General features: G+C 73.8%; 10 protein-coding genes and 1 pseudogene. 6 read left to right on the forward strand and 5 right to left on the reverse strand.

The annotated features are described in order from the left end of the window. Positions 1-133 precede the first annotated feature (133 nt). Positions 134-2,605 (forward strand): FAD-dependent oxidoreductase, encoded by a 2,472-nt coding sequence (locus I4I78_RS22490; protein ID WP_218613452.1) that lies wholly within the window; start codon positions 134-136, stop codon positions 2,603-2,605. Positions 2,606-2,632: 27 nt separating this feature from the next. Here I4I78_RS22490 and I4I78_RS22495 read toward each other — a convergent pair whose 3' ends face one another. After that, on the reverse strand, positions 2,633-3,307 hold the full coding sequence (locus I4I78_RS22495) for a GntR family transcriptional regulator (protein WP_218613453.1): 675 nt from the start codon (positions 3,305-3,307) through the stop codon (positions 2,633-2,635). A gap of 97 nt (positions 3,308-3,404) precedes the next feature. Continuing rightward, positions 3,405-4,553, reverse strand: a complete 1,149-nt coding sequence (locus I4I78_RS22500) for an aromatic ring-hydroxylating dioxygenase subunit alpha (protein ID WP_218613454.1) — start codon at positions 4,551-4,553, stop codon at positions 3,405-3,407. Between the two features lie 315 nt (positions 4,554-4,868). On the opposite strand from I4I78_RS22500, the gene I4I78_RS22505 reads away from it, so the two are divergent. The 5 genes from I4I78_RS22505 (at position 4,869) to I4I78_RS22525 (ending at position 9,497) form a co-directional block, all read left to right on the forward strand. Then, positions 4,869-5,498 (forward strand): hypothetical protein, encoded by a 630-nt coding sequence (locus tag I4I78_RS22505; protein ID WP_218613455.1) that lies wholly within the window; start codon positions 4,869-4,871, stop codon positions 5,496-5,498. A gap of 75 nt (positions 5,499-5,573) precedes the next feature. Next, positions 5,574-6,617, forward strand: a complete 1,044-nt coding sequence (locus I4I78_RS22510; RefSeq protein WP_218613456.1) for an ABC transporter substrate-binding protein — start codon at positions 5,574-5,576, stop codon at positions 6,615-6,617. After that, positions 6,614-7,648 carry an iron ABC transporter permease gene (locus I4I78_RS22515; RefSeq protein WP_218613457.1) on the forward strand — a complete coding sequence of 345 codons (1,035 nt, stop codon included), beginning with the start codon at positions 6,614-6,616 and terminating at the stop codon, positions 7,646-7,648. Before I4I78_RS22510 ends, I4I78_RS22515 begins: the two co-directional genes overlap by 4 nt. Next, positions 7,645-8,715 (forward strand): iron chelate uptake ABC transporter family permease subunit, encoded by a 1,071-nt coding sequence (locus tag I4I78_RS22520; RefSeq protein ID WP_308252294.1) that lies wholly within the window; start codon positions 7,645-7,647, stop codon positions 8,713-8,715. Before I4I78_RS22515 ends, I4I78_RS22520 begins: the two co-directional genes overlap by 4 nt. Continuing rightward, the gene (locus I4I78_RS22525; RefSeq protein ID WP_218613458.1) at positions 8,712-9,497 is read left to right on the forward strand and encodes an ABC transporter ATP-binding protein; all 786 of its coding nucleotides are present in this window, start codon (positions 8,712-8,714) and stop codon (positions 9,495-9,497) included. The genes I4I78_RS22520 and I4I78_RS22525 overlap by 4 nt, the downstream gene beginning before the upstream one ends. A 24-nt stretch (positions 9,498-9,521) precedes the next feature. Here I4I78_RS22525 and I4I78_RS22530 read toward each other — a convergent pair whose 3' ends face one another. From I4I78_RS22530 to I4I78_RS22540, 3 genes and pseudogenes are all read right to left on the reverse strand, one after another. Next, positions 9,522-10,184 (reverse strand): response regulator transcription factor, encoded by a 663-nt coding sequence (locus tag I4I78_RS22530; protein WP_218613459.1) that lies wholly within the window; start codon positions 10,182-10,184, stop codon positions 9,522-9,524. Between the two features lie 4 nt (positions 10,185-10,188). Next, positions 10,189-11,583, reverse strand: coding sequence for a sensor histidine kinase (locus I4I78_RS22535; protein ID WP_226380243.1), 1,395 nt, complete (start codon positions 11,581-11,583; stop codon positions 10,189-10,191). Positions 11,584-11,640: 57 nt separating this feature from the next. Further along, positions 11,641-12,331, reverse strand: a pseudogene (locus I4I78_RS22540) (serine hydrolase); the annotation flags it as partial.

Genomic DNA, 12,331 nt, shown 5'->3' on the forward strand with positions numbered 1-12,331 from the left:
GCCGACTGGCTGCTCGACGCCGCCCGGGAGTTCCGGGTCATCGCACCGGCCGCGACCCCGCCTCCCGCCGGCAGCACCGCCTCCCGCTAGTACCCCGCCGGTCCACCGGGGCCGACCGAACAGGAGTGTCACCATGACCACGAACCCCCGTACCGTCATCATCGGAGCCGGGATCGTCGGGACGAACCTCGCCGACGAGCTCACCGAGCGAGGCTGGACCGACGTCACCGTCGTCGACCAGGGCCCGCTCCCGCTGACCGGCGGATCGACCTCGCACGCGCCCGGCCTGGTGTTCCAGACGACCGGCTCGAAGACCATGACCGCGTTCGCCACCTACACCGTCGAGAAGCTCAGGAGCCTCGACGTCGACGGCGGGTGGTGCTTCAACCAGGTCGGCGGGCTGGAGATCGCGACCACCCCCGAGCGGCTCGCGGACCTGCACCGCAAGCGGGGCTGGGCGATCTCGCGCGGCGTCCCGGCCACCGTGGTCGGCCCGGACGAGTGCGTCCGGCTGCACCCGCTGCTCGACCGCGACCGGGTGCTCGGCGGCCTGCACACCCCCACCGACGGCCTGGCCAATGCGTCCCGCGCCGTCGTCGCGCTGACCCGGCGGGCGCAGGCACGCGGAGCGCGGTTCCAGGGGTCCACCCGGGTCACCGGCATCGAGCGGTCCGGCGGCCGGGTCACCGGGGTGCAGACCGACCGGGGCGTGATCCCGGCCGAGGTCGTGGTGTCCTGCGCCGGGTTCTGGGGCCGCGAGCTCGGCAGGCTCGTCGGGATGCGGGTGCCGCTGCTGCCGCTGGCCCACCAGTACGCCCGCACCGGGCGGGTCGAGGAGCTCGTCGGCCGCAACGAGGGCGGGGTCGAGGCACGGATGCCGATCCTGCGCCACCAGGACGCCGACCTCTACTACCGCGAGCACGACGACGGCATCGGGATCGGCTCCTACGCCCACCGGCCGATGCCGGTCTCGATCGGCGAGCTCCCGGAGTCCGCCGAGGGGGACCCCACCGGGTCGGCGATGCCGTCGATGCTGCCCTTCACCGAGGAGGACTTCGCGACGCAGTGGGAGCAGAGCCAGCAGCTGCTCCCCGCGCTGGCCTCGGCCAAGGTGGAGACCGGGTTCAACGGGGTCTTCTCCTTCACCCCGGACGGTGGCCCGTTGATCGGGGAGTCCGCCGACGTCGCCGGTTTCTGGGTCGCCGAGGCGGTCTGGGTCACCCACTCCTCGGGGGTCGCGCGCGCGGTGGCGCAGCTGCTCGTCGACGGCCGGAGCGAGCTCGACCTGCACGGCTGCGACGTGCACCGGTTCGACGAGGTCGAGACCACCGACGCCTACGTCGACGAGACCGCGCAACAGAACTTCGTCGAGATCTACGACGTGGTGCACCCGCTGCAGCCCAAGACCTCCCCGCGCGACGTGCGGGTCAGCCCGTTCCACGCCCGCCAGCGGGAGCTGGGCGCGGTGTTCCTGGACTCGCACGCCTGGGAGCGGCCGCACTGGTACGAGGCCAACGCCGCGCTGCTGCCCGATCTGCCGGTCGAATGGCAGCCGCCGACGCGCGACGCGTGGTCGGCGATGTTCCACTCGCCGGTCGTGGCCGTGGAGGCGTGGCGGACCCGCACCGCGGTGGCCATGTACGACATGACCCCGCTGCGGCGGATCGAGGTCAGCGGGCCGGGAGCGCTCGGGTTCCTGGACGCGGTCACCACCGGGAGGATGGACCGGTCGGTCGGTTCGGTGACCTACACGCTGGCGCTCGACGACGCGGGCGGGGTGCGCGCCGACCTCACCGTGGCCCGCCTCGGCGAGACGCTCTTCCAGGTCGGGGCGAACAGCAACCTCGACGTCGAGTACCTGCGCCGCCGCGCGCCGGACGACGGCAGCGTGGCTGTCCGGGACATCACCGGTGCCACCTGCTGCATCGGGGTCTGGGGCCCGCTGGCCCGGGACCTGGTGGCGCCCCTGACCGACGACGACCTCTCGCACGAGGGGCTGAAGTTCTTCCGGGCGACGGCGGCGCACATCGCCGGGATCCCGGTGACCGCGATGCGCCTGTCCTACGTCGGCGAGCTCGGCTGGGAGATCTACACCGGTGCCGAGTACGGCCAGAAGCTCTGGGACGTGCTGTTCTCCGCCGGCCGCGGGCTCGGCGTCGTCGCCGCCGGGCGGGCCGCGTTCAACAGCCTGCGCCTGGAGAAGGGCTACCGCTCCTGGGGCGCGGACATGACCACCGAGCACAACCCGTACGAGGCCGGGCTCGGCTTCGCGGTGCGCCCGCAGAAGGGCGACTTCGTGGGCCGCGACGCGCTGGAGCGCATCGACGAGAGCGCGGTGACGCGGCGGCTGACCTGCCTGACCGTCGACGACCGGCGCAGCGTGGTCCTGGGCCACGAGGGCGTGCTCGTCGACGGCGAGCCGGCGGGCTACGTCACCTCGGCCGCGTTCGCGCACACGCTCGGGACCCCGGTCGCCTACGCCTGGCTGCCCGCGGGGCTGCCGGTGGGCAGCCCGGTCGAGATCCGGTACTTCGACCGCTCCGTCCCGGCGACCGTGGCCGCCGAGCCGCTGTTCGACCCGGAGATGACGAAGATCCGCCGCTGACCGCGCCCCGGCCGGCTCACACCGTGCTCAGACGACCGCCCGGATCGCCTTCTCGAATCCGATGACGTGGGCACGGGCCAGCTTGGCCGCCTCGTCCGCGCGACGGTGCCCGATCGCCCGCAGCAGGGCGGAGTGCTCCCCGACGTGCTGGTCGAAACGGTTCATCCGGTCGAGGAACAGGCAGAAGATCCGGGTGGCCAGGTTGTCGTAGCGGATGAGGGTGTCCTCGAGGTGCGGGTTGGCGGCCGCGGCGTAGATGGCGCGGTGCACGTGCAGGTCCCACCGCATCAGCTCGTCGCGGTCCAGGGAGCGGACGTCGATCCGGTCGATGTCGTCAGCCAGCTCCAGCAGCTCCGCCAGCACGGACGCGCCCGCGGACTCGGCGGCGCGGCGCGCGGCGAGGGGCTCGAGCTGGACACGGATCTCGGAGATGTAGGCGAGGTCGGTGATGTCGACGCCGGTGGCGAACGTCCCGCGGCGCGCGTAGGAGACCACCAGGCGGTCGATCTCCAACCGCTTCAGGGCCTCCCGCACCGGGGTCCGGCCGATCTCCAGGGAGCGGGCGAGCGCGACGTCGTCCATCGCGGTCATCGGCGCGATGTCCAGCATGATCAGCCGGTCCCGGATCACCGTGTAGGCCATGTCGGCCAGGGACGTGAACTGCGGCTCGTCGACATCGGGAGAAGCGCTCACGAACTCCATGGTAACCGTGGACTCGATCAGAACAGCAGTCTGTCCCACCCGTGTCGAAACTGTGACCGTGTCTGATATACCAACGGCGCGTGGTGTGCCGGACCGGTCAGCCGACGCGCTCGCGGACCCAGTCGTGGAACTCGCCGATGTGGTGCTCACTGGGCACCAGCACCCCGCCGGTGCGGTACGACCGGGAGTCCATGCCGGCCTGGCACCGCTCGCAGGCGTCGAAGTCCTGTTGGTTGACCCGGTGGAACAGCTCGACCGACCGCTCGATGTCGGCGCCGGAGTCGATCACCTCCGGCAGGTAGAGCCAGTCGCAGACCACGAGCGTGCGCTCGGCGGTGAGCGGGAACATCCGGTGGAACACGACGTGGTCGGGCACCAGGTTGATGAACACCTGCGGTCGCACGGTGATGGCGTAGTAGCGCCGGTCCTGCTCCGCGGTCACGCCGGGGATCGGATCGAGCCCCGCCGAGCCGTCGACGGTGAAGCCCGCGACGTCGTCGCCGAACTCGGCGCCGTGGCCCACGAAGTACTGGGCGGCCAGGCCGTCGGCGAACTCGGGCAGGACCTCGGTCAGCTCGGGATGGATCGTCGCGCAGTGGTAGCACTCCATGAAGTTCTCGACGATCTGCTTCCAGTTCGCCTTCACGTCGTAGGAGATCCGGCGCCCGAGCCGCAGGTTCTGCACCCCGTAGCCGACGATCGCGTCCGGCGAGCCGAGCCGGGCGGTGACGTCGCCGATGACGGTGTCCTCGAACGACGGCGGCTCGTCGGCCAGGCACAGCCAGACGTAGCCGAGCCACTCGCGTACGTGCACCGTGTGCAGGCCGAACTCGACCTTGTCGACGTCCGGCATCGCGGTCAGGTTCGGCGCGGCGACCAGCTTGCCGCTCAGGTCGTAGGTCCAGGCGTGGTACGGGCACTGGAACGAGCGCCGGACCTCTCCCTTGTCCTCTGTGCACAGCCGCGCGCCGCGGTGGCGGCAGACGTTGAGGAAGGCGTTCACGGTGCCGCGCCGGTCCCGCGTGACGACGACGCTCTCGCGTCCGATCCGGACGGTCTCGAACTGCCCCGGGCGTTCCAGGTCGGCGCTGAGGACGGAGCAGAACCAGCCCGTGTGGAAGATGGTGTCCTGCTCGACCCGGAAGATCTCCGGGTCGGTGTAGTAGTGGCCGGCGAGCGTCTCTCGCAGGCTCTCCGGGAGGGTTCTGCCCTCGACAGGGCTGGACGAAAGCTCGCCGGTCGTCATGGCGGTGCTCCTCGCGAGGAAGGGATGCGCTGTCGGCCGTCACACGATGGTCAGTGGTGTTGCCTGGTGCGCAACGCGATGCCCACTGCGCACCAAAAGATGGGATCGTGCGGCGAGGCGTGCTGTCAAGAGGGTGTTCCGGTGGTGACGGGCGGGGACCGGTGGCGGTCCTTGACCGGACGCGGCGAGCCCGCATATCGTCTGTAGATATATTAGTCGGGTATCTGACGTCGGAGGTGACGGCGTGCTCCTCGTCCGACCGTGGGTGTTGCGCGAGGACGGCCCGGCCGCGCCGGCACGCGAGGCGTCGTCGACGTGACCGCCACGGCGTCCGACCGGCGGGCCGCGATCCGGTTCGTGGTGGGGGCCCGGGGCGGCCCGCACTCGCGGGTCTGGGAGGTGCGGCGACGTGCGCCGGCCGGGTTCTTCGTCGGGCCCGCGGGCGGGCCCCGCACCGGTGGTCTGCTGTCCGGCCGCGTCGTCCTCTCCTCGGCGGTGGAGGACCTGGGTGCCGGCCGCCTCAGCGGGCCCCGGTTTCCGACCGGGTCGGCCGGACCCGAGCTCGCCGAGGGGTGGCAGGTCGTCGCGGCCGTCCTGATCCCCGCCATCGCGCTCCGGCCGCCGGGTCCTTCCGACCGGCTCTACGCCTCGGTCGCGGTCCATGCGCTACCCCGGCCGGGGTGGCTGTTCCAGATCGTGGTGGCCTACGGCGCGCCCGGTGTCGCCGGTCTGTCGATAGCGCCCGGCAACGACGCCGGCTCCCTGCGCGGCGGGGACGGCGGCACGGTCCGGCTCTGGCTCAACCACGTGCCGCACCCACCCGATCTCGACCCCCTGATCCGCGCCGGCCGGCAGCACCGTGCCGGCGACCCGGCGCTCGCCGGCACGGTGCTGCGCTCGAGCACCACCCAGGACGTCCCGGTCCTGGTCGACACGGGAGGGTGATGCAGACCATAAGCCTGAATGTATGAACACTCGCTCAGCTTTGACAGGCTCGGCATCGGTCCCCTTGGAGGTTCGATGCCCGTTCGGTCCGGTTCCCGTCGTGCGTGGCGGGTCGCGCTGCTGTCCGTGTGTGCTCTGACCCTCGTCGCGTGCGGGGGGCCACCTCAGCCCGCGACGTCGGAGCCGGCGGCCGGCGGGGCGGGCGTCACCGAGACCAACTGCGGCATCCCGGTGACCGTGCCGGGACCGCCCGAGCGGATCTACGCGCTCTACCAGCCGGCGATCGAGACGGTGCACGCCCTGGGACTCACCGACCGGCTGGTCGGCACCGCGTTCCTCGACGCCCGCGTGCTCGACGGGTACGCCGAGGCCCAGTCGCGGGTGCCGTACCTCCCGGAGCTGCCGACGCGCGAGGCCCTGCTCGCGGCGAACCCGGACTTCGTCGTGGCCGGCTACAACGGTGTGTTCGCCGCCGGTGGCACGGAGGCGATCAGCACCCGGGCAGAGCTGGCGGGGCTCGGCGTCAGGACGTGGATCTCCGGGCCGTTGTGCCCGAGCGGGGACGGGCGCTCCGACGAGGCGATCGACCCCGCGTCGGTCTCGATGGAGACCGTCTACGGCGACCTGCGCGGGCTGGGCCGGGTGCTGGGTGTCCCCGACCGGGCCGAGCAGCTGGTCACCGACCTGCGGACCGGCGTCGAGGCGGTCCGCGAGCGCGTGGCGGGCAAGCCGTCGCCGCGGGTCGCGATCCTGCTCGACGACGACGACGGCAGCTACCGGGTCGCATCCGGGATCGACTTCGGCAGCCGGGTCCTGGAGATGGCGGGCGCCACGAACGCGTTCGGCGACCTCGCCGGGCGCCGGCACGTCGCGGTCGGCAAGGAGGAGGTGATCGCCAGGAACCCGGACGTCATCCTCACCTCGACGTGCTGCGACGCCTCCTACACCGTGGCCGACGGCGCGGCCGACGTGGCGAGGATCCGGGGCGACCCGGCGCTGTCGGGCAGCACCGCCGTGCGGGAGGGAAAGGTCTTCCCGTTCCTGTTCGCCGACCGCGCCGCGGGGATCCGCGCGCCCGCGGCTGCCGAGCGGGTCGCGTCCCTGGTGCATCCGCGGTGAGCGCTCCGCCTGCGCCGGTGGCGCGCCGGGGACACCGGCGTCCGGCCGCGTGGGGGACGCTGGTGGCCTCGCTGGCGGTGCTGACCGGGGCGGCGGTGCTGTCGCTCAAGGTCGGCGGCCGCCCGCTGAGCTGGGCCCAGCTGCACGACGGGCTCCTGGGCCTCTCCGGTACGTCCTCCGACATCGTCGTGCGTCACGTCCGGCTCCCACGCACGCTCGCCGGCCTGCTGGCGGGTTGCTGCCTGGGGCTCGCCGGTGCCATCGCCCAGGGCCTCACCCGCAACCCGCTGGCCGGGCCGGGCACGCTCGGCGTCAACGCCGGGGCGGCGGGCGCGATCATCGCCGGGATCTCGTTGTTCGGCGTCGGCTCGCTGAGCGGCTACGTCTGGTTCGGTCTCGTCGGTGGAGCGCTCGCCGCCGTCGCCGTGTACGCGGTCGGCGGGGCCGGGCGCGACGGGGCGACGCCGGTGAAGCTCGCGATGGCCGGCGCCGCCGTCTCCGCGCTGATCCTGTCGGCGACCTCGGCGGTCGTGCTGCTCGACCGGGAGCTGTTCGTCCGCTACCGCTTCTGGGTCATCGGCTCGCTGGCCCGGGCCGACCTCGCCACGGTCGCGCAGGCGGTGCCGTTCGCGGTCGCCGGCGTCGTGCTGGCCGTCGTGCTGGTCCGCAGGCTGGACGCGGTCGCGCTCGGCGAGGACACCGGCCGGAGCCTGGGCGCCCGGCCGGGAGCCACCCGGGTGACCGGCCTGGTCGCCGTCGTCGCGCTGGCCGGGACCGCGACGGCGGTCGCCGGGCCGGTCGCGTTCGTCGGGCTGGTCGCCCCGCACGCCGTACGGGCGCTGGCCGCAACCGCCCACCGGTGGGTGCTCCCGCTCTCCGCGCTGCTGGCGGCGGGGCTCGTCCTGCTCGCCGACGTCGCCGGCCGCGTGGTGATCGCTCCCGAGGAGGTCCAGATCGGGGTGATGGCCGCGATCGTCGGTGGACCGGTGTTCCTGCACCTGGTGCGGGTCCGGAGGGTGGCCGCGCTGTGAACCCACCGCCGACCCGCCGGGTCCGCGGCGCCGGCACGACGGTCGTCGCCCGCAGCGGCGCGGTCTCCGCCCGGATCGCGGTGCGCGCCCTGGTGGTCGGGATGTCGACCTGGAGCGCCGCCATCCTCGTCGGGCTGTTTGCGACGACGGTCGGCGAGTACCCGCTCGCCCTGTCGACCGTCCTCGACACGGTCGCCGGACACGGCACCGCGATCACCTACGACATCGTCGTCGGGAACCGGATCCCGCGCGCCCTGACCGGCATCCTGGTCGGCGCCGCGTTCGGTGTCGCGGGGGCGGTCCTGCAGCGGATCGCGCGCAATCCCCTGGTCAGCCCGGACGTCATCGGGATCAACGCGGGCGCGTCCGCGGGGGCGGTCCTGGTCATCCTCGGGTTCGGGGCGTCGGCGGCCTGGGTGACCGGGGGAGCCCTCCTCGGGGCCGCGGTGGCCGCGGTGGCGGTCCACACCCTCGCCTACCGCAACGGCTTCTCCGGCTACCGGCTCGTGCTGGTCGGGATCGGTGTGGCCGCGATCCTGAGCTCCGCCGCGACGTTCCTGCTGAGCCGGGCCGACGTGAACGCCGCCTACCAGGCCGCGGTGTGGCTGGTCGGCAGCCTCGTCGGCCGGTCGTGGGATGACGTCGTCCCGGTCGCCGCCGGGCTGTGCCTGCTGCTTCCGGTCGTCGTCGCCCTGGTCCGCGAGCTGCAGGTGCTCGAGCTCGGCGACGACCTGGCCAGGGCCCTGTCGCCGCGGGTCGGCCGGGCACGGTCCGGGCTCCTCGCCGCCGCGGTGGGGCTGTCCGCGCTGGCCACCGCCGCGGCGGGGCCGGTCGGGTTCGTCGCGCTGGTCGCGCCGCAGATCGTGCGGCGGCTGCTGCGCGAGCGCAGCCCCGGGCTGCTGTCCTCGGCCGGGACCGGGGCACTGCTGGTCGTCGCCGCCGACCTGGTGGCACGCACCGCCCTCGCCCCGCGGGAGCTCCCGGTCGGGGTCGTGACCGCGATCGTCGGTGCGCCCGTGCTGATCGCCCTGCTGCTGCGCACCAACAGGATCGGAGCTTCCGGATGACGCTGAGCGCGCACGACCTGGGTCTCGGGTACGCGGCGGGCCACCTGGTCGTCGACCGACAGTCGGTCACCATCCCGCCCGGGCGGATCACCGCCGTCGTGGGGCCGAACGCGTGCGGCAAGTCGACGCTGCTGCGCGGGCTCGCCGGTCTGATGCGGCCCGCCGGCGGGCAGGTGCTCCTGGACGGCTCGGACATCGCGCGGCTGCCGGCCGTCGAGGTCGCGACCCGGATCGGGGTGCTGCCGCAGCAGCCGACCGCGCCCGACGGCATCACCGTGGCCGACCTCGCCGGCCGGGGACGGCACCCGCACCAGCGCTGGTTCCGGCAGTGGTCGTGCGACGACGAGGCCGCGGTGGCCGACGCGCTGGCCGCGACCGGGATGCTCGAGCACGCCGACCGCCCGGTGGCCGAGCTCTCCGGCGGGCAGCGGCAGCGGGCGTGGATCGCGCTCGTCCTCGCGCAGGGCCCGCAGACGATGCTGCTCGACGAGCCGACGACGTTCCTGGACCTCGCGCACCAGCTCGACGTGCTGGAGCTGCTGCGCACGGTCAACGCCGGGCGCGGCCGCACCGTCGTGATGGTGCTGCACGATCTCGAGCTGGCCGGGCGGTACGCGCATCACCTGATCGCCATGCGCGAGGGCCGGATCGTCGCCGAGGGGGGCCCGTCCGAGGTGGTCACCGAGGAGATGGTCTCGTCGGTGTTCGGCGTCGACGCGCTGGTGCGGCCGGATCCGCTGACCGGGACACCGCTGGTACTTCCCCGGCCGCGCGCGGTGTGATCTCCACGTCCGGCCGGTCGGGGCTCACCCCGGCTCCCGGGGCACCATCCCGTTGCGGTGGGCCCACACCACGGTCTGCACGCGGTCCCGCACCCCGATCTTCGTCATGGCCCGGCCGAGGTGCGACTTCACCGTGCTCGTCTCGATGACCAGCTCGGCCGCGATCTCGGCGTTCGACCGGCCCTGGGCCAGGAGCCGCACGATGTCCGTCTCGCGTGCGGTGAGCGGGTGGTCCGCAGCCGGTTCGGGGGCGTGGACGGGCCGGCGCCGGGCGAACTCGGCGATCACCCGCCGGGTCACGGTCTGGTCGAGCAGCCCGTGACCGTCGGCCAGCCGGCGGACGGCGTCGACGAGGTCGTCGGGCTCGGTGTCCTTGAGGACGAACCCGCTCGCGCCCGCCTCCAGGGCGCCGAACACGTACTCGTCGAGGTCGAACGTGGTCACCACGAGCACGGCCGGGCCGGGCCCCGGTGCGGCGACGATCTCGCGGGTGGCGGCGAGCCCGTTCCCGCCGGGCATGCGCACGTCCATGCAGATGACGTCGGGTTCCAGACGGCGGGCGAGCGCCACCGCGGTCGGGCCGTCGGCGGCCTCGCCCACGACCTCGATGTCTCCGGCGAGCTCGAGGATGACCCGGAAGCCGGTCCGGACCATGGTCTGGTCGTCGGCGAGCACGACCCTGATCACGTGGTCACCTCCGGTGCGTCCGCGTGCGCTGTGCGGGCGGTGCGGTGTCCGGATCCGGATCCGGCGGAAGCCTCAGCACGACCCGCCACCCGCCGGACGGGTCCGGCCCGGTCCGCAGCGTCGCTCCGATCATCTGTGCCCTCTCGTTCATCCCGACCAGGCCGAGCCCGCGATGGCTCGTCGTCGGTCGGTCGGCGTCCGCGGGGCCCGACGGTGGCGCGGCGTCGTTGGTGACCTCGAGCGAGACGCCCGCCTCGTCGTGGCGCAGCAGCACCCGCACCGGGGCGCCGGGGGCGTGGTCGCGGGCGTTCGACAGGGCCTCCTGGGCGACCCGGTAGAACGTGACGTCGGCGATCGGTGCCAGCTCCGGCGGTTCCCCCACCTGCACGAACTCGACCGGGGTGCCGAGCTCGCGCGCCGTGCCCAGGAGCCGGTCCAGGACGCCGAGCCCGGGTACCGGGGCGTCGTCGGAGACGCCGTTGCCCGGTTCGCGCAGCGCCCCGACGACCAGGCGCAGGTTGTGCAGCGTCTCCTTGCCCTGCCCCCGCACCCACGCCGCCGCCTGTTTCGCCGCCTCCGGGTCGCGGTCGATCAGCTTCTCGACGACGGCGGCCTGCACGACCATGCCGGACAGGTGGTGCGCCGCGATGTCGTGCAGCTCCCGGGCCATCCGGGACCGTTCCAGCCCGATCGCGGCGTCCGCCCTGGCCCGCTGTACCTCGATCGCCTCGGCGGCGCGGACCCGTACCAGCTCGACGTAGCGGCGTCGGGTCGCGACGTAGGCGCCGAAGACCGCGGCCGCGACGTGGGTGAGCAGGCTGGTGACGACCACCCCGGCCACCGACGTGAGCGCGGCGGCCGGGGTCAGACCGGCTGTGAGCGTATCCGCGCCCTGGCCGGGCAGCAGGGTCCGCAACGCGAACCCTGCGCCCTCGACGAACGTCACCCCGGCGATCACCCGGACCGTCCGGCGGGCGGCCAGGAGCGCCCCGCAGGTGTAGGCGGCGACGAACGGCGCGACACCGTTGATGCTGCCGCCGGCCGGGAGAACGACGAACAACACCAGCTGGAGCAGCGTGATCAGCCACAGGCAGACGACCGGAGAGCGCCTGCGTAGGCAGAGCAGCAGCGACTGGGCCGCCGTCACCGCGATCGCCGCCCCTGCCTGCGCGGGGCTGATCCCCGGCAGCAGGACCTGCGCCGGGTCGGTGAGGAACCCCGCCACCAGGCCGCCCGAGACGACGAGCACCACGAGCGCCAGCGCGCAGTCGCGCCGGAAGTCGCCGGTCAGCCCCATCCGGGTGAGCCCGGCGTCGAGCCGGGCCGAGAACCGGTCCGGCAGGCCGGGGGTCACGTCGGCGCCGACCACGGCGGGGCCGTCCGGACGGGGCGAGGACATGGCGGTCACCGGATCTTCGTGGGTTCGGGGCGGGGTTCGATGCTAGAGGCCACCGTCTCAGTAGGACACCGACGGCGAGAACAGGCCGAAGACCAGGCCGAACCACGCGGTCCCGGCCAGGGCGAGCACCAGGAGCAGCGCCCCGAGGACCCGTCCGCGGCCGGCCCGGCGCCGCGCGGTGGCGACCAGCAGGACGGCTGCCGCGGGCACCCCGGCCAGGGCCACCCACTGCGCGACCTGCAGCACGCGCACGAGCGCGTCCGGGAACTCCCCCAGGCCGGCGATCGTGGCGACGGCCGCCGTCCACCCGGCCAGGGCGAGTACCGCGGCGACGGTGGCGACCCGGGTCAGCGGGCGAGCGATGTCGCCCACCCGGCCGAGCGACGCGGAAGCCGGTAGCGCGTGGCGACGGCGGTTGAGCGCCCCGACCGGCCACGCCAGCAGGGCGACGAGCAGGACGGCGGCACTGGAGAGCAGCACCGGCAGCGCGACGCCGGCGTCCCGGCCCGGCTCGGTGCGCAGCAAGGTGAACGCCGCCTGGTAGCCGAGTGCGGTGACCCGCTCGGTGTCGGCGCGCATCGTGAGGATGCGCCGGCCGGCGTCCTCGCGCCACACCCACGGCGCCACCTCCCGGTAGACCGCCGGGTACGCGGTCCCCGGCCCCGGCGTGACGAGCACGGACCCGTCCGGGCGGGCGGTCACCGTCGTCTGGCCGGTGACGCCCATCGCGGAGAGGAACGTGCTGTAG

This window comes from Pseudonocardia sp. KRD291, from assembly GCF_019263595.1.
Classification (GTDB): Bacteria; Actinomycetota; Actinomycetes; order Mycobacteriales; family Pseudonocardiaceae; genus Pseudonocardia.

What these genes read in the sequence shown, in the direction of transcription:
- I4I78_RS22535 (WP_226380243.1), bottom strand. Translation starts at nt 11,583, where the DNA reads ATGTCCTCGCCCCGTCCGGACGGCCCCGCCGTGGTCGGCGCCGACGTG.
- I4I78_RS22510 (WP_218613456.1), top strand. Translation starts at nt 5,574, where the DNA reads ATGCCCGTTCGGTCCGGTTCCCGTCGTGCGTGGCGGGTCGCGCTGCTG.
- I4I78_RS22495 (WP_218613453.1), bottom strand. Translation starts at nt 3,307, where the DNA reads ATGGAGTTCGTGAGCGCTTCTCCCGATGTCGACGAGCCGCAGTTCACG.
- I4I78_RS22490 (WP_218613452.1), top strand. Translation starts at nt 134, where the DNA reads ATGACCACGAACCCCCGTACCGTCATCATCGGAGCCGGGATCGTCGGG.
- I4I78_RS22500 (WP_218613454.1), bottom strand. Translation starts at nt 4,553, where the DNA reads ATGACGACCGGCGAGCTTTCGTCCAGCCCTGTCGAGGGCAGAACCCTC.
- I4I78_RS22525 (WP_218613458.1), top strand. Translation starts at nt 8,712, where the DNA reads ATGACGCTGAGCGCGCACGACCTGGGTCTCGGGTACGCGGCGGGCCAC.